Origin of the sequence: Marinobacter sp. P4B1, assembly GCF_001447135.1 — a bacterium.
Classification (GTDB): domain Bacteria; phylum Pseudomonadota; class Gammaproteobacteria; order Pseudomonadales; family Oleiphilaceae; genus Marinobacter; species Marinobacter vinifirmus.
In genome coordinates this window covers 52,271-69,896 of record NZ_CM003615.1, presented here as the reverse complement: position 1 = coordinate 69,896, position 17,626 = coordinate 52,271, and the positions used below count along the sequence as shown (strand labels likewise).

Below are 17,626 nucleotides of genomic sequence, written 5' to 3'. Positions count from 1 at the left end.
CCGTGAGAGAGTAATACCAGGTGAGTTGAGGAGGATTTCTTGATGGCTGTTGGTATTGCTGAGGTTTACGCGGCCCCAGGCAAGCGGGGCGACAAAATCTGGTGCGGGCTTGAGATGAATGGGCAGCGCTATGTTGCTTGGGGTGCAACCGATGTTGACGGCCTTGCCCAAGGGAATGCGCGTGGCGTCTTGGAATTTAGCAATGTCTCTCGGAACACCAAGAAGCCGGTGTTCGATGTTCAGATCGAGAAGATTAACAAAGGGTATCGCCTTGTCGGTCGTTATGAGGTGGATTTCAGCACCGGAAAAGCCTTTTGGGCTGGTAATCGGAAGGCAAACGCTTCTGTTGAGGCCAAAGCTCCAGAAGCATCGAGCGCTCCAGCTCCGGAAAAGCCCAAAATTGTGATGAAGCGCCCTACCGCCCCCATGTGGGTGTGGTAGCCAATCAAGCCGCTAACCGCGGCTTTTTTTGTGGTCTGTTTCGGACGATCTGGGCTTTTCAGGGGGGCGTTGCAGATTGATTAACCCATGCGAATCTTTATTTGTTTCAGGCAATTGGAGATTCTGACATGGCATCTATCATTATTTCGACTGTTGGCGAGCGCAAAGACACCCCACGGATTTGGTTTGAAGGGGAAAAGCTGCGCCGGGAAGGGTTTCGTGCCGGAGAGCACTATCGAATGGATGACAGTCAGAGAGATCGGCTGATTCTGGTTCGAGTAAATGATGACTCTGATGCCCGTGTGGTCTCCTCTCGCAAGCGCAACGGCAAGCGAGTCCCGATCATCGATATCAACAATAAGTCGCTGGCAAAGTGGTTTGAGGTCAGCCAGAAGCTGCGTATTGCCATTCGTCGTGGCAGGATCATTATCACCAAGCATATCCTGACTGGTCATGTGGCTGCCCGTTTGGAGAAGGCCCGCAAAGCCATCGCAGAACGCCGTAAGCTGGCAGTCCACTCCCATTATCACGGGGCTGGCGTGCTCGACCTTGCCATTCACTCTGGGCTTGCCAAGGCCGGAGTGAATAGCTTTGTGCAAGTCGCCATTGAAAAAGAGCGGGAATACTTGGATGTATCGCTCTCCCAGAACCCGGAGCTCTTTTTAGAAGACTCCATCCTGATAGAGGGTGGCATTGAAGACGTTACCCCGGACAGCCGGATTCCTTGCGACATACTTTTGGCCGGTTTGCCGTGTTTAGGCGCATCTGTCGCCGGTCGGTCAAAAATGCGTCACATCAAGGGCGAGAGCCGAACCTATCTCCCGGAAGAGCATGACACAGCCGGATCTCTGTTCTTCTACACTCTCAACCACATCATCGCCTCCCAGCCGTGGCTGGTCATTCTCGAAAACGTCAAAGCCTATAGCTCCTCAGCTTCCATGGCCGTGATTCGCAGCGTGCTGTCCTCTGCAGGCTACGTGGTCTCAGAGCGCGTTTTAGGTGGTAACGAATTTGGGGCGCTTGAAAATCGCGAACGCCTGTGTGTCGTTGCCGTCACGCAGGGGCTTGAGGATGTTGTCGACCTGACCGATGTGGAGCCGCTGGTGTCCAAGCCGGACACCTTGGGTGAAGTTCTTGACGACATTCCGGCTGATTCTCCCATGTGGCGCGAAATGGCGTATCTGGCGAAAAAGGAGAAGCGTGACATTGCCGATGCCAAGGGCTTCCGCAGGCAGCTCTTCACTGGAGAAGAAAGTCGTATCTCGACCATCACTCGCCAGTACCATAGGCGCCGTAGCACGGATCCAATGATCCGCCACCCCGAGAAACCGGAGTTGTCCCGATTGCTAACGCCAGAAGAGCACAGCCGCTGCATGGGTATTCCTCTGAAGATCATTGAAGATCCAGCCATTGCCACTGGCACCAAGCATGAGATTCTTGGCCAATCGGTTATCTTCCCGGCCTTTGAAGCTGTCGGGTATGCCCTCGCCCGGCAACTGTCGGCCCTGATTTCTTGGCCCAGTGGCGCGACACTCGCCGCCTGAACCAATAAACGGACAAAGACAGGGTGCCCAGATCTCAGGCCTGAACCTATAAACGGGCAGAAACAGGGTGTCTGGATGTCGGGCCTGTTTCGTCCTTGCAGATGGCCGGTACCGTGTGACTATAAAACGACATTCAACACAGAGGACGCCCGCCATGTCGTTTATTCCCGGTATGCCCCGTACAGTCGCCGGCTTCGTTCATAGCCTGATTAAGCCCGCTGTAGAAGACTGGTTCGTGAAGCAGTGCTATGACCCTGGTACGCCGATGTACATGTTTTACAAGCCCGCAGGCAGTGATCGGCCCGGTATTTTCACCATCAACTCAGATCAGCCGGGCCCCGACTGGGAGCCGGTGAGTGCCGAACCTGTACGGACAGATTTCACCAAAGAGCAGGTTCAGCGCTGGATTTATGATCGCGCCGGCTCCCTTCCCATTCTCCCTGATAACCTTGATTTGGCCAGTTAAGGCTGGAGCGAGAGTCTGCTGGCCCGCCGGCTCTCGCAGTGGTTTGTCGGTGTTTTTGGCGCTATAGATGTTCGGTTTAAAAAAAGAAAAAGCCGCCTGACGGTGTTTCAGGCGGCTGTGACGAGGTGCCTCTTAACTCAGACCGAGCCGAGCCATCTCCGACGCGACATCCCAATCTTGCGTGGCAATCTTATCCAGCAGGTCGGCAACACTCATATTCATTGTCGGCGGCTCGTCGGTTAGGAAGCACTCGATATCATCTTCTGGGTGAGCCCCCTCAAAAATGTCCAGCGTGCAAAATACGTGGTCATCCTCGCCGTCGGAGCCTTCCTGCGGGGTTGGCAGGCCCACCTGATGCGCGACCAGAAACTCCCCGTCTTCCAGATTTGCAATCGCAGCGCGAATGTCTTTTGCCGTGGGAACGCCGCCAAGAATCACGGTGGCGTGCTGTTTCCAGTTAGCTGCATCTGCGTACTGGATGGTGATTTTAGTGTTCTGTTTCACGGGTTTACTCCTGTACTGACTTCACGGGTTTACTTCTGTACTGACTTTCTTTTAATGTCCCATGAAAGTTGAGTTCTGCAAGGCTCTCTAGGGAAGGGGCGGCCCTGTGGGTGGTGATGAAACACCCCCGTTTGTTTCCATCTTTCTTCAACCTTCTCTGCCTGCCAATGCTGTATCGTTCTTCTCTGATTGTCCTAACACGACCAGGCGAGTAGACGATGTATCTCCCCCCAGAAATTTCAAAGTTCAACTTTAAGTCCAAACTTGGTTACGTCGCGTTGCGAGCATTCTTTCGGATCTGTAAGGATTGGAACACTACTGTTGATGAGCAATGCCGCTTGCTGAAGGTAGGCCTTATTGAGCTGGAAAGGCTTCGTAAGCTGCCGCCAGAACCTCTGGATCGCGACAAGCTTGTGAGAATTCGCTGTTTTGTTCTGACATATAAGGCGATGGTTGCTGAGCATGGAAGCGTCGCCAAGGCAAATCGGGAAATGCGAGCACCTCGGAGAGCGCAGCCTTTTGTCGGCAAAACCCCTCTTCAACTCATGCTCAATGGGGGAATTATTGGTATTGCCTCAGCTTGTAAAGCGCTTGCGGGAGAAGTCCCTGAAATTGAGCCTCCAGTGGCGAAGGCTTCTTGAACCACAACATGTTCTCAATACGTAGATTGCAGAATCAATATGTAGTGATATATTGTATTCATAACCCTCTTTATGGAGTTGCGATTTGGAGGATTTTCTATTTTAGTGAGATGAGGTGATGTATGAGCAAGCTGAAAAAAGAAGCGAACAAGGCGTACTTGTATCGGTTGGGTGGATTGGCCGCCGGACTTACTGTTGCGTTCTTTTCTGAGTCTCTACTTATCACCATCATTGCACTTATCGCTGGTCTATTCCTTGGCAGCTTCTTTGCTCCGGTTAGCCGAGACGGGGATTGGGTTCGCGTAGAGTCGGTAGAAGACGACCATACCGGCCTTCAGCCCGGCACCCAGTCTTATTTTTTGCGGGATGAAGATGATCCTTGGGGGTAATCCCTTCTGATCGGCCCTCGCTCAAATTCGGAATACGATATTCTGACCGCAGGGCCGCGTTTCCAAAACGATCTGAGCCTTGTCGGGCGCTAAAAACCAGCCATCGCGCCAGCCAATCATCGATTGGATCAGATCCGCTTCCTCCTGCGTGACTCTCCGAACTCTGTGTGAGCGTGCTTTTGCGACATCCTGGATCTTGTGCTGCAACGCCTCTGGCAACTGCCCGTATTCAATGAAATGCATGCGATTCTCCTAGATACCAAACAAACGAGACAGTAAGCGCCGGGCCCAGGCCTTCTTCCCGCTTTTTCGATTTCGGATCGTTCCCGTTTTCCACTGGTGGCCAATGAGGGAATCGAAGGTGCCATCAGACCGAAAGCGTATGAGTGTGTTTGTCAGGTATCGACAATCTGTGCAGACACCCTTCGCCTCCCAGACCTCAACAACCCGCCCTCCAAATTGCTGGCGCTGCCTGGATACCCAAGCCCAGTTTCCGGGAATCTCTTGTTCACAGGACGAACAGATCGGGTGATAGTCCGTCACCTTGAACCCACAGGGGAGTGTTGCCGGCAGGATTTCAGAAACCCTCGGATTTCGCTCCATGAACTCTCTGATGGCCCGCAGGTCGTCTTCCGTCACAGGTTTTCGTTTATCTTCCACGATCGGCTTTCCTTTAAAAGGCGGTGGCAACGCAGTGCCCGTGGGAGTACCGATAGGCAGCAATGTCTTCGTCAGACCATGAGGCATAGTCCTCTTTCGCCTGCTCAATCTTCACCGGTAACGGGGTTACACCGAATACGCCGTAGTTCCGGTTCTCCACCTTCACATTGCCGTGACGATCCCGTTTCGGCTGGCCGTCCTTATCGGTCACGATCACTTCGTTCTTATCTGCATGCTTTTTCAGTTTTGCAGCCTCCAACTCAACCCAATCCGCCAGCGACTCCGGGTTAAACCGACGAAGGTATTCCAGCTCGGGCTCGCTGAGGAATGGGCATGCTTTGCAGTTCGATGGAATGACGTACAGACCTTTTGCGTGCAGGAGCTCCTGGCAGGCGGCTCGATCCATCCCCATATCCACCAGGGGGTAAATTGGCTCAATGGACTCCCGGTACCAGCGGTTGGGGTTTTTCGCAGGATCCGCCATCCGGGATTCCTCGCCTTTGGCGATACCGATCATCATCTTGATGCGGCCGTACCGGGCGGCAAACTCTCTGATGCCCGCCTTGCGGTTGCATTTCACTCCGTACCGCTGCGACAGCCAGTGCTCCAGCCAGCGGTAAATAGGCTGGATTTTTAGCCGGTCAGTACAGGTCTTGGGGAAAGCCTTGGAGCCAATCGTGCCCTTTGTTCGATAGAAATGACGCAGAGACCGCCAGCTTTCCGAGTGAAAGCCCATGTCTGGATTGATCAAGACAAACTCAACGCCGGCTTCTTTGCATCGCCGCTGTACGTCACGGATATGATCGTAGGTTTGATCGAATTCGTCACCGGTATCGGACATGACCACTACGAAGTCATTCGGGGCATAACGGCGGCGAAAATCCGGATCGTCCAGATAGAGCTCCAGCAAAGCGCTGCTGTCCTGGCCGGCACCGAATGACAGTACGGTAAGCCGATTCCCCTGAGGGGCAAAAAGGTCGTCGGTCGTTGCGGGGGATTTCTCGATACCAGTCATCACATCACCTCATCCGTGTCTGGGTACCAAGCTCTCATCGATTTGAAGATCTGCAACCGGAGGTCGCTTATTAGCCGCGGGCTTTGTGGTTGTCCGCTAAAGACTCTGCCGGATGAGTCCTGCCTGGGTTGCAGGTGAGAAAACCCGTGAGAATTTAAGGGGGTATACGAGTTGTTTTCGTGCTGCCAATCCAGATAATTGCTCCGGCGTTGTCCGGTTAGGGGATTGGCAGTGTTGGGTTTGTTTGGTGAGAGGGTTTGTCTTTGAACACCAGCATCTTGTCTAAAGCGATCGATCTATTCCGGGAGTATGAAGAGGATATTCCTGTTGGCACGATTTTGTGTTTTTTGCATTTGTGCGAGAACCAGTACGCAACGGTTAGCGAGGTTGAGGCCCGTTTTAATCTGGGCAAGTCCCGAGCGTCCCGCAATATGCGGAATCTGACCGCTCATGCTCGGCCGGGGAAGGCTGGTATCAATGTGGCGAATACCAGGCCTGACAGCGCCGATTACAGGGTGACGTTGTTCTTCCTTAATGATCGCGGTATTGCTTTGAAGGAACGGCTCAAGGGGGTGCTGAACCACTTATCTTGAGGTTTCCGTGAAGAAGATGGGCTGACCCCCACCTGCGAGGAAAGCTAGGAAGGCTTTCCGACTTTTGCCCGGCACTGTCCGGGCTTTTTTGTGTCTGCGTGTCGGCTTGCAGATGCGGAAACCAGTGAGAAGCTTTAAGTATCAACACCGACAACGCAACTCAGGAGAGCGTGTTATGGCTACACCAACCCTTAAAGCAATCGACAAGCAGACCCTCACCAAAGTGATCCGCCCTGCCCTCGATGCCAAGCTGGAAGAGCTTTCAAAAGAATTGGGTATTCAGGTCACTGCTGGTCGAGCCACCTATGATCCGGAGGGCAAGACCGGCACCTTTAAGCTCGATCTGGCAATGCTTACCGAAACCGGTGAAGTGATCAGCAGAGAGCGGCAGGATTATGACCGCTACTGCACCCTGTTTGGTCTCCCTGAGGGTGGTTTTGGGCGGGAAGTAGTCATTCATGGCGAGCGACTGAAAATCGCCGGTCTGCGCATGAGGGCCCGAAAAAACAACGTGCTTCTCGACACCTGTGATGGGAGCGGGACGCAGCGAGTCGCTCCCCACACTCTCGTCAGTCACGCCTTGCAGGCTATGGAAGCCAAAAGCGCCTGATATCTACCTTGGTGCCCTTCGGGGCACCTTCTTCACTCCCAGTGACCGGAGATCGCCATGAACTTTCAGGACGATGCCAAAGATTTTCTGATCGACCACTTAAAACGCTTTGACTGCCTGCCCATGGAGTTTGAATTTGACGGTGTGGTTTACACCCTTGATCAAGTCCAGGAACAGTTGGGCGATGAGGGGATGAAACATGTTCGAGTCGAAGCCTTCGACTGGGAACGGTGCGAGGAATACATTCTCTCCCACGGCTTCGGCGAACCCCTGTTTGTCGCTCAGGCCGTTGCTCGGGAACTTTGGGCCGAAGGCGATGATTACGCCACCATCGGTCACGAAGTCGTAGCCAGAGGCCTGACAGCCGGTGCAAGCGTTGAAGAGGGGGTAGCATGAACTCACGCCAGGTGCATCATCTCGCCACGAACCCGAAGGCCATGATGGAGTTTCGGGCCACCGGCCGGCTTCCTCGCATGGTGGTTCCCAGTAGCCCTCTGATCTCGCTGCTGGAATCATTGTCGCCACGCGACCGTCAGGCTATCCGGGGCATTCAGCTGCATCCTTCATTGGGCTATCTGGGCGGGATTCGCTTCCACACCGCCGAGCAGCTGTACCGCTGGCTCAAGCCGGCACCTCAGATGCTTGAGCATGAATCCTGGCCTGCTGAGAGTTACCGGGACAAGCGATTCCACCAGAAGCTTAGTCTCGATGATTTGCGACCCTTCGTTGCGGGCTGGCCTGATCATCTTTCCTGATACCACTTGCAGACTCCCAGATCGGTGAGATGTTGTTCGTGCAAACACAATGAACTTCACCGACTGGGAGAACGTCATGCATTCCACACAGAAAACCCATCCCGTACTCGGCCGTGACGGCCAGGCCATCGTCTCCGGCGGACGCTATCTTTGTGTTAATCCTCTTGAGATGGTTGTCGTAGAGCGACTACCGGCTGGGCCTGGTGAACCTGTGATCTGCCGAAACGAGCAGATGGTATGCCGGCACATTGCTCCTTCTCGGCTTGCGGGTTCGCCCGACGAACAGAAAAAGATTGTCGTGGCTAACACGCTCTGGCAAGAGCTTGCCGACATTCCGGTGGACGAGGATGATCAGCTGGACGCCCCCTTTCTGCATTTTGAGAAAGGCGAGGACAAGGAAGCGGTCTGGCACTGGTTCGAGTCTGAGTTTGGGTTGTCCGTGGCAGAAGATCTGATGGGAGTGGCGTGATTCTATGACCTCGGCTTTTGTCCCGTTCCGAGGCCGCTCAGAACCCGAGATAGGCATGCGGTGCCGGGTGTACCGCAACCTGAATGCGCCCGGATATTTCAGCGTTCAGGCTGACGAGGGCCCGGAGAAAGGTCGAGTGCTTGGCCGGGCCAAAGCGGTCATTCTGGACGATGTGGTGTTCAAGGTGAATCAGGGCGGGTATCAGCGCTGCGTGAGCCAGGGTGTACGGAATGTCCATGCTGTCGCCATCGGTCACTATGCGGGATCCTGTGATACCCCTCCGCCTGGTCAGTCGCTTGCGGGGGATCGCATCACCTACCAACCGTTTGTCCGACCCTTTTTCTTCAAGCGTTCAGCCCCTGAAATACCGGTTACTGGATACCCAAAAGTTTGCGCTTACGACGCGGATCTTTTGTGCCTCAATGAGTGATCCCTGTACCAGGCTACGCCGTATCTTTATTCAGCATCTCAAGCCTTGATGCGAAACGTGCAATCCTTTCTTAGCCCGATATCCGATCGGGCTTTTTTATGCCCCGCTCCGGGCCAGCACCTTTCCTCCCAGCTTCACCATTAGCGCTGCCAGAGACAGCAGCAACGCCGCGACTATGCCCAGCGCTGCCAGCTGCATCACCTGAGCACCCACTTCGGTAAAGAAGGCCTCCAAGTCGATATAGGGACGGATGGCCTGGTAGGCGTCCTCCGGCAGCAACACCAGCACCAGTTTCAGCGTCATAAACATAACAATCGTCCCAAACAACCCGGAGGCGCATCCTTTCAGGTCTGCCCCGCTTGGTGTCGCATGCGTGGCGACCATGACCGCCAGCGCCAGGAATACCCAAGTCCAGAAGTTGTCTGCTGAGGACAACAGATCTCTCGCCCACTGCCAAAAGGGCCCGACCACCGGATCCGACGCTTGCCGGTAATCCCCAAACAGGGGCAAATCGCCAAGCCAAAGAAGCCCGGTCACCACCAGGGCCCCACCGATCAGCGGCGCAATACCCACAACAAAACGGCCAAGTCCGTGCCACACCGAACCTGGCTGGTAGGCATAGACCACGTAACCCAGGGTTCGTGACTGGGGATCCGGCTGGTAAAGCGCAATGTCGTGGATGGACATTCCGAATAGTTTTACGGCGACAGCGTGTGATATCTCATGAATGGGGGTGCCGACACATCCGGTGATCAATTCCGTTTTATAGCCGTAGAGGCCGCAAGCCCGATACCACAGCTCATTGGCCGCGTAGAGCGTCAGAGCCGGTGCAGCCACAATAGTGAGTAGTGTCAGGAACTCCTGAAACCACAGATAAATAATCAGCTCAATGCTCAAACATTCCCTCAGTCTAATCCGCGCCTGTCTTACTTCTCATCCTGCCTTAATCGGCTCCCTGAATGTCGCAGAAAGCACCGCTTTTTTGACAGGGTTTCTATGTTGCAGATTCTTTGGGTCACGATAGATTGGTTGTGTGCATAAGTTGACGCACCAACCATCTGAATTTACACAAGGAATTTGCTTTGAAAAAAACTCTGATCGCCTCTGTTGTTGCTGCCGGCCTCCTCGGTTCTGCTGCCGCTCACGCCGACTTGTATGGCCAGGTGAAACTCGGCTCCGCTGACCTGACTCTTTCTGATAACGCTGTTGTCAGCTCTGTGGTCGTTGGTAAAAGAGTTGCCGGGCATGAAAACTTCGCCATGGAAGCGGAGCTGATGGTGACGCTGAAAGACGCCGAAGAAACCTGGTCAAACCCGTGGGCGGGTGACGTTAAAGTTGAAGGTTCTGTAACCACTCTGGGTGGTTATGGCGTTTACAACTTCACTCAGCTGTCCGACACCCTGGTACCCTTTGTTCGACTGGGCCTGGTCTATCTGGATGTTGAAGCCAAGGCTTCCAATGGCTCCGTCTCTGCAACCGAAGATGACTCCAGCATCAAGATTGGCTTCGGTGCCGGCATTCGTTACAACCTGAACGACCAGTTTGGCATTGTGGGTGACTACACCTCCGTTGATGATGCCGACATTCTCAATGTTGGCCTTCACTACAACTTCTAACTTAAACTGCCCCACAAGCCCGAGACACTCTCGGGCTTTTTTTTGGGTATTCGGGCTTCGGTGCTATGCCGCCTTAATCGCCCAACTGGTCATCGACACATAAGGCGTTCACTTCATGAAAAAACTGTTGTTGCCGTTGCTTCTGGCGTCCAGTCAGGCCGTGGCCAGCACTGTCAAATGTGAAATTGAGGCAACGACGGTGCATACTTCTGCGAGCCAAATGGAATGGAATCTGAGCGACAGATCTGCCGTTGTAACTATGCGTTCAGGTTATCGCTACCAGGGCAAGGTGACAAGGGTTGTTGATCATAACGCCGGGGTTAAGGTTAATATCGTTGTCGATTACCCTTCCAGGGTCAACGGAACGGATATTGTAGAATACGCGTTTTACCCCCTATTCACACCGAATATGGAGAGAGTCCTGGCCGTCAATTATCTGGTTGAAGATGGAAGGCAGCACTTGGGCTCTTTTGCAGGTATAAGCGTCGTTAATTGTTCCAGCTAACAAGTTCTTTCATATACCTATGGCTATTCGTTACTACGCAAAAGGGGAGCACCCGACCGGATGGATTGGCTTCCGTGTGACCGTGATGGTCGCCCAGAAATACCATCAGGCGTACTTTAAGACTTCCGGTGACCACATCCGGTATCAAGATGACCGTTGCCCTCAGTTCAAAATGCAGCGGCTTCGCGCCGAAATAAAGGAAGCTGAGTGGCTTGCGGAAAGTGCGCTGAGTCAGTACCGGCGATTTGTGTCCGAAAATCACCCTACCACTCACCCTCTCAGGCAAACCGGCGTCCATGGGTTGACCTGCGATTTCAGGAGGGATCGAAGGGGAAAGTGGCAGGCCGGCTTTGCAGTAAACATTCCTGATCGAGCGTCCGATGCCGACAATGGCCGAAGCGTTCGTTTCTACACCTTCCGAACACGGCGCTACTCTGAAACCTGGGAGTATTGCGTTAACCTTTGGGCGGAACTCAATGATGTGCTCGATGAAGATCGCCGTAGAGTTCTGCTTAACCCTCCGCCAGCTGAGCGATTCAAAGAGCTTCGCCGCCATCTCAACGAGGCTGGCGAAGATATCCCGGTCGAAGCTCTTGGGGCTGTGTTCAGGGAGCAGCGGGAAGCCATTCTTGCTTCTAAGTCGAACATTCAGCCTGCAAGTCCGATTTCATCCTCACCCGAGGTTTCTGAACGGCTGGCCGGGGAAATGGCCGCGTGGTTTGAGGCTGCTCGAAGTAACGCTTGAGCCCTGTTGCAGATTGCAGGGCCTGTGGCAACGTCTAGTTGAACCAACGTCTTGAGGGCACAACATGAAGGTATATGGTTTCGACAGCACAGATGTTGTCCGTGGGGAGCTACAGGTCGAAGAAGTGGATGCCATCGACATGCATTTCCCGGAAGAGATGCAGGCCAAGTTTGGCTGGGATCTCTTATCGACTCGTTTTTCCGAGGCTCGTTCGGCTCTTGTCCGTAGAATGAAAGCCGAAGGCTCCGATCCGGAATCTATTTCTCTGGTGGAATCCTTGAAGGCATCCTATCTTCAGGTTTGAAATCGTACTGAATACGCGCATACTATCGTTAAAGGTACGATTGACGAGGATCGAGAATGGCTACTACCGAGGAAGTGCGCGATGCTGATGGCGGCCTGCATATTGAGTATGTGGACAGCGGTCAGGTTAAAGAGGTTCAGATTCGCAGCGTAGATGATCTGTTTAAGTTCCGCCTTTCCGAGAAACCGGGCCCGCGTGTGTCATTGATTAAAACTCGCCGGCTCATAACGAGCAGCCTCGCTTCGGGTTCTGGATTGAGGTTTATCGCCACGGTTATTCCAAGAGATTTGATTGCTGACTCCCTTGATGTCAGCATTACCAATCTCGCAAAGCTCTACCAGCGCAAGGCCTTGTCGCGAACCCAGACCGAAGAGCTTGAGGATCTCACGAACCTCTGGAAAGAGGTCGAGCAAGACCTATTCAGTGGGGATAAGGAGATGATGAAGCGCTGGCTCGATACTCCGGTACCGGCATTGGATGGCGAGACGCCAAAAAGTCTGATGGGGACAATCACCGGCCGGAAAGTCCTGGAGAGGCATGTCCAGAAGCTCAAGTACGGAGACTACTCTTGATTCTGTTCAAAGCCGCAAATGCGAAATACATCGGCCAATTCAAGGATTACCACAAAACAGGTAGTTTTCGTGATGGGGCTCGATGGAACAGCGCTGGTACGCCTGTGATCTATTTCAGCAGTAACATTCAGAACGCCATGCTTGAGCTGGCCAACTACCAGCCGGATCCGGTTATCGCCAATGCGATAAACGTGATGGGTGTCTTTGAGGCTCCAGCCCTGCGGCTGCACCAGGTTACCCCTGATGAGCTTCCGGATGGATGGAGCACGCCCTACCCCCCGCTGGCCGCCCAAGAGCTGGGAGATAGATACCTGGGCGATGATCGGTACGATGGCTTTATCGTTCCGTCATGCACCATTAACATCGATCTCGCTCAGTCTCCGTACAATGAGATCAGAGACTGCGTTTACGCCAACGTCGTGCTCAACCCAGAATCGGACGCGGTACAGCGCATCGTGTTGCAAGATACCTTTTCGCCAATCTATTCCGCACGAATGTTCAGCCCAGGGAAATAATCACCCGAGGCACTGGTTGCAGATGCCAATCTCCATGTGATCGTGAGTTCATCACGAATCAACACCGGGAGATCCCATGGGCAACCTGAGCACCAGCCAGCTGATCCAATCACTGAAGTTCACCGACCAGGACTACGAGTGGTACCCAACCACTCAGGCAATGCTTGATGCGGCAAAAGCGGATATGCGCGAATGCTTTAATCTGCACGCCAACCACGATGCTGCGGATCGGTTGTCCATTCTGGACTGTGGGGCCGGTGATGGTCGGGCCCTCGAAGCCCTGACCAAAGGCGACCGGTACGCCATCGAGAAATCCCAACCGCTCATTGAGGCGCAGGATCCTTCCATCATTACCATCGGGTGCGACTTCCATGAGCAGGTGCTGATTGACAAGCCCGTTGACGTGATCTGGTGCAACCCGCCCTATTCCGAGTTTAAGGCTTGGGCCAAGAAGATCATTACCGAGGGCAACGCCAAACAGGTCTATATGGTTCTGCCGACCCGTTGGGAAAAGTGCCCGGAGATCGCTGCCGCCATCGAGGCCCGCCAGGGCGAAGCCACGATTCTCGGTGAGTTTGACTTCATGGAGCCTGGTGCTGACCGCAAAGCTCGGGCCAAGGTTCACGTTGTCCGTGTGCGACTGGCTTATGAGCGGTCATTTGGACTGGGTGGCCGGGATGAATCTCAGATAAAATCACCTTTCGATCTCTGGTTCGAGACCAACTTTGCTCCCAATGCTGGCAAGGCCAGTTACGACGGCCTGAATCCGGCCGACGCCATCAAAAACAAGGTTAAGAAGCGTGTCAGTGAGGGTAAGGGACTGATCACCGCCAGCGGGCTTGTGCAGGCTCTGGAGACGTTCTATCGGGAGGATTTGAACAGCCTTCTGGATGACTATCGGCGGATCTGCGAGCTTGATTCTGTGCTGCTGTACGAGTTGGGCGTTAATACCGAATCCATCGCAAAAGGCCTGAAGCTCAAGATTGTAGGATTGAAGGCCGCGTACTGGGATGAACTCTTCCATCATATTAATTCGGTGACCGACCGGCTTACCATGCAAAGCCGCAAGGACATGCTCGAAAAGCTTCATTCGAGTACGAACATCGATTTCAGTGCCTCGAATGCCTACGCCCTGCTCTCATGGGTGGTGAAGAATGCCAACCAGTATTACGACTCGCAGTTGATTCGGTTGGTTGAGAGGTTGTCGAAGCAGGACAACATCCGGCAGTACAAGTCGAATCAGAGAGTGTTCGACAGCAATGAATGGCGATATGGCCGCCAGCCGGAGATTGATCGCTATGGGCTGGAACTGCGCATCGTATTGCCTATGTATCAGGCCATCTGCGTTTCTGAGTATTCCTTCGAGCACACCGCCAGCGGTCTGAGCAATGCGGCAGCCTCCATGTTGGACGATCTGGCAACGGTCGCAAACAATCTGGGGTTCGATAACGTCGGGCAACCCCAGGCGCACGACTTCAAGTGGGAGTCAGGAAAGAAGCAGGCTTTCCTTTATCGCGACCATACCACCGGCCAGGTGAACACACTGTTCGAGGTCAAGGCGTTTAAGAACGGCAACCTCCATATCAAGATGAATCAGCGACTGGCATGCCGGATCAACGTGGAGTTCGGAAGGCTAAAGGGTTGGCTCAAGAATGCGAGTGAGGCCGCCGAAGAGTTGGATGCGGACATCGCCGAGTGTGCTCAAGCGTTCAGCTCAAATCTCAAGTTGTCGGGTGGTGACAATCTGCTGGCGCTTCCCCGGTAACTTCCCCGGTACTTCTCCGGTACTTCTCCGGTACTTCTCCGGCCACTTCCCCGGTGGCCGTTGCAGATTCAGGTGTGCGTGAGATAGTGGAGTTATTCAAAAGACAGCGGGAGAACACTATGTCAGCACTGCAAACCATCACCGTGCAGCTTACCCAGAAGCATATTGACGCTCTGGCGGAACTGGTTGAAGAAGGTATTGATAGTCGCGGCGATCGCCAGGATAAGTTTGAAGGCGATTACACCGCTGAGGATATCCGGCTGAACAAAGAGACCTCAGATCTTGCGGAAGGGGCTGTTGCTATCCTGAAAGCGGCTCTCGCCGTGGACTCTGCTGAAGATGGTGCCGAGATGGATGTAGAGATTCCGTTCCCTGAACTCGGTGGATGGGTGATCTATTCCGCAAACGAGGCTGCCACCATGGACGGCGCGGGATACTGGAACTATCGCGATGGTTGGGTGTGTCTCGAAGAGGCAACCGTGTTTAACGGCGATCACGTAGGCTCCTACGGCCTGCCGCAGTCGCTCGGGCAAGATCGGGCTTGGTTTAACCTTTCTTTGCGGGATGCTCGCAGCGCGGAATCTCTAGCGAAGGCTCTTAACGACTTCTGCCGAGAGAAAGGGCTTCCGCAAAACAGTGCTGATGAATTGCTGGCCGATGAATCCCTCGTCTTGGGCAAGGCTGATCGTCGGTGGCTGGAACAGTTCTTGTCCCAGTGGGACGAGGTGGTGGGTTGAGTCGCCGCTTCGCTACCTTATGTGGTTTGGCTTCATTCATTCGTGAAAGGATTGTGGTATGGATTTAGGATGCGTCTTTGCGGTGACCATCTCCTTCAATGAGCGAGAGAGCGAAACGGTTCATATTGTTGCTCGGCATGGCTCTCATCCAACGGAAGCGGAGATTGATGCGCTGGTAGCTCCCTATGTGCGCCGGGTGTACCACGAGTCAGGACGCTTTGAGATTGAAGATGTGGTCAGCGTGAAGGAGAGTATCGAAAACCTGCTCTCATATTCTAGGTGAGATGATGGCATTCTCCCGTGTCCTAACCGGACTCAGTGCATACAGCCTTGCGGCGCATTACGCAGACTTACATGAAGGCGACGTTCGCCACGCTCGGAATCTGAACGTGCACCCAGTCAGTACGGCCAAGCGTCCTCTCCTTATGCTCATTGTTTCGCTGGTAGCCCTGATCGTGACCGGATGCTCGGGTAATCACGGGCTCACGGGCAAGGACGCAGATCGCAACGGAATCCGTGACGACGTTGATATCTACCTAACCCGATACCTCGCTGATGTCCACCAAAGCAATGCCGCAAAGCAGGCCGCCAGGGCATATCAATCAGTGCTTGGGATTCGCTCGCCTAACCCGGACGCAGTGCGCCGCGCCAATCTCGACATTGGCCGGGCAACCGCCTGCCTGTATGAGGTTTTCCTGGGCCAGGGGAGCGGCGATCGCCCCGGAAAAGTCTCCCTCGACCTGGAGAGGCTCACGTTCAACACCCCAGAACGCCGGCATCACTACCAGGCGTTTAATGCGGCGTTGAACGGAGCAGCCTGGTCGCTTCCCGACGGCCGGTTATGTGACTGAGCGCCGGGCACGCTGGATACTGAAACATCTGGACGACATCGCGGAGCGCCACCGGGATGTCCGGCAGAGACAGTGGGTGAGCGGGAGAGTGTCCTGTACCTGGGCCGGCGGTATGTGCTGAAAGTCATCCCGGCCCCGGAGCAGCGCAAGGTCACCTGCAAACTGATTGGCGGCCAGCTCCGCGTTCAGGGCAAAGAGCTGACTGCGGAACGGATACAAAAAAAGCGTGCGCCAGTGGTACCGGGATCGGGCCGTGGAGGTGTTCCAACGGCGGCTCGACTTGGTGGTTGATTGTCTGTCTTGGACAACGACGGCACCGGCCTGGCGCATGATGGAGATGCAGACCCAGTGGGGGAGCTGCTCACCAGAAGGAGCCGTCCTCCTGAACCCGCATCTGATCAAAGCCCCTACACGGGCCATCGACTACGTGCTGCTGCACGAACTGTGTCATCTGGTGGAGCATAACCACAGCCCACGCTTCTGCGGCCTTCTGGATCGGTTCATGCCGGAGTGGCGGTCGGTGAAAGAGAAACTTGATGGTGAATCAGAGGTAATTATAGGAGTCTGATCTCAGGTTGCAGATTTGAAAACGCTTGTAAACTGGGGGTGAACTTTCTCAAGAGGACTTCCTCGTGTCAGTAGCTCTATCGTCGCCAGTGCCCAAAACTGTGCATCTTCCGTTTGGTATTACTCTCCAGGTTGGCGCTGGCTACAGCTCAATCTCTTCTTCCCTAGTCTGTCAGTTTGTCGAGGATGGACAGTCTCCTGGTGATCAGGAAATGGCTTACGCCGACGCTATCGAGTCATTCCTTCTTGCCTTGGCATCCGAAGGTGTGGATGTTCAATCGGAGGCTGTGACTAACGCCCTGCAAACCGCCGTTTCAAGTATTGCCAGCCAGCTTGATTGAGAACAGGAGTCATTGAATATGGATCGCTTACAGAAGGTTTTGTCTCGCGGCATTGAGCCTGAAATCGGCTTTCATGTCGTTCTCAATGCGCCGGAGTTCTTCGAGCGCAAAGATTTCGTCGACTACATTGAACGGGAGCCAGTATTCACCTGGCACCGGCCGGGCAAGCTTCCTGGCGAATATGCTGATGTCGTGGTGCTGGTTGAACCGAGCCTGAATGGCGAAGGCACCGAATCCGATTTGCCGGACGACATCTGGAATACCATTCTTGGTGTTTTGCGGCAGTCCTTCGGCGACAACGGAGAACAGCTTCCTGCCTTTGCTAGTAGCCGTCATATCGCCGTCCGGTTAACCAACATCGAAGTCGACTGAGGAATTTCTTATGGAGCCAAATAAAGAATCATCCTGGTACGAAAATCACTATCAGTGCAGTTGCGGCGAAGAGTGGATCGACGAGTGGGATTGCATGTGCAACGACCGGTGCCCGGAATGCAATACCGAGTGCGAACCCCTTAACTCCAAGCAAATCCACTGAGTCTTCCTAATTTTCTGCCTGCCGTAAGAGTGACTAACCCTACTCTTACGGAGGCT

The 17,626-nt window shown here is 54.1% G+C and carries 31 protein-coding genes; 25 read left to right on the top strand and 6 right to left on the bottom strand.

Annotated elements, in window-relative coordinates; all coding sequences use genetic code 11:
• Positions 1-39 precede the first annotated feature (39 nt).
• The 3 genes from AQ621_RS00435 (at position 40) to AQ621_RS00425 (ending at position 2,451) form a co-directional block, all read left to right on the top strand.
• Positions 40-441, top strand: a complete 402-nt coding sequence (locus AQ621_RS00435; protein WP_145840214.1) for a hypothetical protein — start codon at positions 40-42, stop codon at positions 439-441.
• Between the two features lie 128 nt (positions 442-569).
• On the top strand, positions 570-1,985 hold the full coding sequence (locus AQ621_RS00430; RefSeq protein ID WP_058339803.1) for a DNA cytosine methyltransferase: 1,416 nt from the start codon (positions 570-572) through the stop codon (positions 1,983-1,985).
• 154 nt (positions 1,986-2,139) lie between these two features.
• A complete protein-coding gene (locus AQ621_RS00425; protein WP_058339802.1) occupies positions 2,140-2,451 on the top strand; it encodes a hypothetical protein in 312 nt (103 codons plus the stop codon).
• A gap of 132 nt (positions 2,452-2,583) precedes the next feature.
• Here the strand turns inward: AQ621_RS00425 and AQ621_RS00420 are convergent, their stop codons facing one another.
• Positions 2,584-2,955: a hypothetical protein gene (locus tag AQ621_RS00420; RefSeq protein ID WP_058339801.1), complete on the bottom strand. Its 372-nt coding sequence runs from the start codon at positions 2,953-2,955 to the stop codon at positions 2,584-2,586.
• Between the two features lie 218 nt (positions 2,956-3,173).
• Between AQ621_RS00420 and AQ621_RS00415 the strand changes: the two genes are divergently transcribed.
• Complete coding sequence (locus AQ621_RS00415) at positions 3,174-3,596, top strand: hypothetical protein (protein ID WP_058339800.1); 423 nt, start codon at positions 3,174-3,176, stop codon at positions 3,594-3,596.
• Positions 3,597-3,718: 122 nt separating this feature from the next.
• Positions 3,719-3,985: a hypothetical protein gene (locus tag AQ621_RS00410; protein ID WP_058339799.1), complete on the top strand. Its 267-nt coding sequence runs from the start codon at positions 3,719-3,721 to the stop codon at positions 3,983-3,985.
• Between the two features lie 21 nt (positions 3,986-4,006).
• On the opposite strand, the gene AQ621_RS00405 is transcribed toward AQ621_RS00410, so the two are convergent.
• From AQ621_RS00405 to AQ621_RS00395, 3 genes are read right to left on the bottom strand one after another with little or no spacing between them, the layout of a single operon-like run.
• Entirely contained in the window at positions 4,007-4,228 is a 222-nt protein-coding gene (locus tag AQ621_RS00405; protein WP_058339798.1) for a hypothetical protein, read from the bottom strand.
• Positions 4,229-4,237: 9 nt separating this feature from the next.
• The gene (locus AQ621_RS00400; RefSeq protein WP_058339797.1) at positions 4,238-4,645 is read right to left on the bottom strand and encodes a hypothetical protein; all 408 of its coding nucleotides are present in this window, start codon (positions 4,643-4,645) and stop codon (positions 4,238-4,240) included.
• Positions 4,646-4,658: 13 nt separating this feature from the next.
• Positions 4,659-5,660 (bottom strand): adenine nucleotide alpha hydrolase family protein, encoded by a 1,002-nt coding sequence (locus AQ621_RS00395; protein WP_058339796.1) that lies wholly within the window; start codon positions 5,658-5,660, stop codon positions 4,659-4,661.
• A 263-nt stretch (positions 5,661-5,923) separates the two neighbouring features.
• Here AQ621_RS00395 and AQ621_RS00390 point away from each other — a divergent pair, with 263 nt between their 5' ends.
• The 5 genes from AQ621_RS00390 to AQ621_RS00370 all read left to right on the top strand — a co-directional run bounded on the left by AQ621_RS00390 (position 5,924) and on the right by AQ621_RS00370 (position 8,087).
• The gene (locus AQ621_RS00390; protein WP_058339795.1) at positions 5,924-6,253 is read left to right on the top strand and encodes a hypothetical protein; all 330 of its coding nucleotides are present in this window, start codon (positions 5,924-5,926) and stop codon (positions 6,251-6,253) included.
• Between the two features lie 175 nt (positions 6,254-6,428).
• Complete coding sequence (locus AQ621_RS00385; RefSeq protein WP_058339794.1) at positions 6,429-6,863, top strand: hypothetical protein; 435 nt, start codon at positions 6,429-6,431, stop codon at positions 6,861-6,863.
• A gap of 57 nt (positions 6,864-6,920) precedes the next feature.
• Complete coding sequence (locus AQ621_RS17730; RefSeq protein ID WP_058339793.1) at positions 6,921-7,259, top strand: hypothetical protein; 339 nt, start codon at positions 6,921-6,923, stop codon at positions 7,257-7,259.
• Positions 7,256-7,618 carry a hypothetical protein gene (locus AQ621_RS00375; protein ID WP_058339792.1) on the top strand — a complete coding sequence of 121 codons (363 nt, stop codon included), beginning with the start codon at positions 7,256-7,258 and terminating at the stop codon, positions 7,616-7,618. Before AQ621_RS17730 ends, AQ621_RS00375 begins: the two co-directional genes overlap by 4 nt.
• A gap of 76 nt (positions 7,619-7,694) precedes the next feature.
• Positions 7,695-8,087: a hypothetical protein gene (locus AQ621_RS00370; protein ID WP_145840212.1), complete on the top strand. Its 393-nt coding sequence runs from the start codon at positions 7,695-7,697 to the stop codon at positions 8,085-8,087.
• 37 nt (positions 8,088-8,124) lie between these two features.
• Here AQ621_RS00370 and AQ621_RS00365 read toward each other — a convergent pair whose 3' ends face one another.
• Together AQ621_RS00365 and AQ621_RS00360 are read right to left on the bottom strand one after the other, a co-directional pair.
• Positions 8,125-8,343 carry a hypothetical protein gene (locus tag AQ621_RS00365; protein WP_058339790.1) on the bottom strand — a complete coding sequence of 73 codons (219 nt, stop codon included), beginning with the start codon at positions 8,341-8,343 and terminating at the stop codon, positions 8,125-8,127.
• Positions 8,344-8,613: 270 nt separating this feature from the next.
• Positions 8,614-9,414 carry a hypothetical protein gene (locus AQ621_RS00360; protein WP_058339789.1) on the bottom strand — a complete coding sequence of 267 codons (801 nt, stop codon included), beginning with the start codon at positions 9,412-9,414 and terminating at the stop codon, positions 8,614-8,616.
• Positions 9,415-9,599: 185 nt separating this feature from the next.
• Here AQ621_RS00360 and AQ621_RS00355 point away from each other — a divergent pair, with 185 nt between their 5' ends.
• The 15 genes from AQ621_RS00355 (at position 9,600) to AQ621_RS17570 (ending at position 17,570) form a co-directional block, all read left to right on the top strand.
• Complete coding sequence (locus tag AQ621_RS00355) at positions 9,600-10,133, top strand: outer membrane beta-barrel protein (RefSeq protein WP_058339788.1); 534 nt, start codon at positions 9,600-9,602, stop codon at positions 10,131-10,133.
• A 115-nt stretch (positions 10,134-10,248) separates the two neighbouring features.
• Positions 10,249-10,638, top strand: a complete 390-nt coding sequence (locus AQ621_RS00350) for a hypothetical protein (protein ID WP_058339787.1) — start codon at positions 10,249-10,251, stop codon at positions 10,636-10,638.
• Between the two features lie 19 nt (positions 10,639-10,657).
• On the top strand, positions 10,658-11,383 hold the full coding sequence (locus AQ621_RS00345; RefSeq protein ID WP_145840211.1) for a hypothetical protein: 726 nt from the start codon (positions 10,658-10,660) through the stop codon (positions 11,381-11,383).
• A 64-nt stretch (positions 11,384-11,447) separates the two neighbouring features.
• Positions 11,448-11,687 carry a hypothetical protein gene (locus tag AQ621_RS00340; RefSeq protein ID WP_058339785.1) on the top strand — a complete coding sequence of 80 codons (240 nt, stop codon included), beginning with the start codon at positions 11,448-11,450 and terminating at the stop codon, positions 11,685-11,687.
• A gap of 56 nt (positions 11,688-11,743) precedes the next feature.
• Complete coding sequence (locus AQ621_RS00335) at positions 11,744-12,259, top strand: MbcA/ParS/Xre antitoxin family protein (protein WP_058339784.1); 516 nt, start codon at positions 11,744-11,746, stop codon at positions 12,257-12,259.
• Entirely contained in the window at positions 12,256-12,774 is a 519-nt protein-coding gene (locus AQ621_RS00330; RefSeq protein WP_058339783.1) for an RES family NAD+ phosphorylase, read from the top strand. Before AQ621_RS00335 ends, AQ621_RS00330 begins: the two co-directional genes overlap by 4 nt.
• Before the next feature lie 76 nt (positions 12,775-12,850).
• On the top strand, positions 12,851-14,539 hold the full coding sequence (locus AQ621_RS00325) for a class I SAM-dependent methyltransferase (protein ID WP_058339782.1): 1,689 nt from the start codon (positions 12,851-12,853) through the stop codon (positions 14,537-14,539).
• Between the two features lie 119 nt (positions 14,540-14,658).
• Entirely contained in the window at positions 14,659-15,276 is a 618-nt protein-coding gene (locus AQ621_RS17700; protein ID WP_058339781.1) for a hypothetical protein, read from the top strand.
• A gap of 58 nt (positions 15,277-15,334) precedes the next feature.
• Positions 15,335-15,559 (top strand): hypothetical protein, encoded by a 225-nt coding sequence (locus AQ621_RS00315; RefSeq protein ID WP_058339780.1) that lies wholly within the window; start codon positions 15,335-15,337, stop codon positions 15,557-15,559.
• A 142-nt stretch (positions 15,560-15,701) separates the two neighbouring features.
• The gene (locus tag AQ621_RS00310) at positions 15,702-16,127 is read left to right on the top strand and encodes a hypothetical protein (RefSeq protein ID WP_145840210.1); all 426 of its coding nucleotides are present in this window, start codon (positions 15,702-15,704) and stop codon (positions 16,125-16,127) included.
• Positions 16,128-16,199: 72 nt separating this feature from the next.
• A complete protein-coding gene (locus AQ621_RS17485; protein ID WP_145840209.1) occupies positions 16,200-16,418 on the top strand; it encodes a hypothetical protein in 219 nt (72 codons plus the stop codon).
• On the top strand, positions 16,354-16,695 hold the full coding sequence (locus AQ621_RS00305) for a SprT-like domain-containing protein (protein WP_227508189.1): 342 nt from the start codon (positions 16,354-16,356) through the stop codon (positions 16,693-16,695). Before AQ621_RS17485 ends, AQ621_RS00305 begins: the two co-directional genes overlap by 65 nt.
• 211 nt (positions 16,696-16,906) lie before the next feature.
• Positions 16,907-17,035 carry a hypothetical protein gene (locus tag AQ621_RS17875; RefSeq protein WP_264753790.1) on the top strand — a complete coding sequence of 43 codons (129 nt, stop codon included), beginning with the start codon at positions 16,907-16,909 and terminating at the stop codon, positions 17,033-17,035.
• An 18-nt stretch (positions 17,036-17,053) separates the two neighbouring features.
• A complete protein-coding gene (locus AQ621_RS00300) occupies positions 17,054-17,407 on the top strand; it encodes a hypothetical protein (RefSeq protein ID WP_058339777.1) in 354 nt (117 codons plus the stop codon).
• 10 nt (positions 17,408-17,417) lie between these two features.
• Positions 17,418-17,570, top strand: coding sequence for a hypothetical protein (locus AQ621_RS17570; protein WP_158499511.1), 153 nt, complete (start codon positions 17,418-17,420; stop codon positions 17,568-17,570).
• Positions 17,571-17,626 lie beyond the last annotated feature (56 nt).

Excerpts from the sequence above, each read along its gene's own strand:
- AQ621_RS00430 (WP_058339803.1), top strand. The coding sequence starts at position 570 with ATGGCATCTATCATTATTTCGACTGTTGGCGAGCGCAAAGACACCCCA.
- AQ621_RS00425 (WP_058339802.1), top strand. The coding sequence starts at position 2,140 with ATGTCGTTTATTCCCGGTATGCCCCGTACAGTCGCCGGCTTCGTTCAT.
- AQ621_RS00415 (WP_058339800.1), top strand. The coding sequence starts at position 3,174 with ATGTATCTCCCCCCAGAAATTTCAAAGTTCAACTTTAAGTCCAAACTT.
- AQ621_RS00410 (WP_058339799.1), top strand. The coding sequence starts at position 3,719 with ATGAGCAAGCTGAAAAAAGAAGCGAACAAGGCGTACTTGTATCGGTTG.
- AQ621_RS00405 (WP_058339798.1), bottom strand. The coding sequence starts at position 4,228 with ATGCATTTCATTGAATACGGGCAGTTGCCAGAGGCGTTGCAGCACAAG.
- AQ621_RS00395 (WP_058339796.1), bottom strand. The coding sequence starts at position 5,660 with ATGACTGGTATCGAGAAATCCCCCGCAACGACCGACGACCTTTTTGCC.
- AQ621_RS00385 (WP_058339794.1), top strand. The coding sequence starts at position 6,429 with ATGGCTACACCAACCCTTAAAGCAATCGACAAGCAGACCCTCACCAAA.
- AQ621_RS17730 (WP_058339793.1), top strand. The coding sequence starts at position 6,921 with ATGAACTTTCAGGACGATGCCAAAGATTTTCTGATCGACCACTTAAAA.
- AQ621_RS00375 (WP_058339792.1), top strand. The coding sequence starts at position 7,256 with ATGAACTCACGCCAGGTGCATCATCTCGCCACGAACCCGAAGGCCATG.
- AQ621_RS00370 (WP_145840212.1), top strand. The coding sequence starts at position 7,695 with ATGCATTCCACACAGAAAACCCATCCCGTACTCGGCCGTGACGGCCAG.
- AQ621_RS00350 (WP_058339787.1), top strand. The coding sequence starts at position 10,249 with ATGAAAAAACTGTTGTTGCCGTTGCTTCTGGCGTCCAGTCAGGCCGTG.
- AQ621_RS00345 (WP_145840211.1), top strand. The coding sequence starts at position 10,658 with ATGGCTATTCGTTACTACGCAAAAGGGGAGCACCCGACCGGATGGATT.
- AQ621_RS00340 (WP_058339785.1), top strand. The coding sequence starts at position 11,448 with ATGAAGGTATATGGTTTCGACAGCACAGATGTTGTCCGTGGGGAGCTA.
- AQ621_RS00335 (WP_058339784.1), top strand. The coding sequence starts at position 11,744 with ATGGCTACTACCGAGGAAGTGCGCGATGCTGATGGCGGCCTGCATATT.
- AQ621_RS00325 (WP_058339782.1), top strand. The coding sequence starts at position 12,851 with ATGGGCAACCTGAGCACCAGCCAGCTGATCCAATCACTGAAGTTCACC.
- AQ621_RS17700 (WP_058339781.1), top strand. The coding sequence starts at position 14,659 with ATGTCAGCACTGCAAACCATCACCGTGCAGCTTACCCAGAAGCATATT.
- AQ621_RS00315 (WP_058339780.1), top strand. The coding sequence starts at position 15,335 with ATGGATTTAGGATGCGTCTTTGCGGTGACCATCTCCTTCAATGAGCGA.
- AQ621_RS00310 (WP_145840210.1), top strand. The coding sequence starts at position 15,702 with ATGCTCATTGTTTCGCTGGTAGCCCTGATCGTGACCGGATGCTCGGGT.
- AQ621_RS17875 (WP_264753790.1), top strand. The coding sequence starts at position 16,907 with ATGGCTTACGCCGACGCTATCGAGTCATTCCTTCTTGCCTTGGCATCC.
- AQ621_RS00300 (WP_058339777.1), top strand. The coding sequence starts at position 17,054 with ATGGATCGCTTACAGAAGGTTTTGTCTCGCGGCATTGAGCCTGAAATC.
- AQ621_RS17570 (WP_158499511.1), top strand. The coding sequence starts at position 17,418 with ATGGAGCCAAATAAAGAATCATCCTGGTACGAAAATCACTATCAGTGC.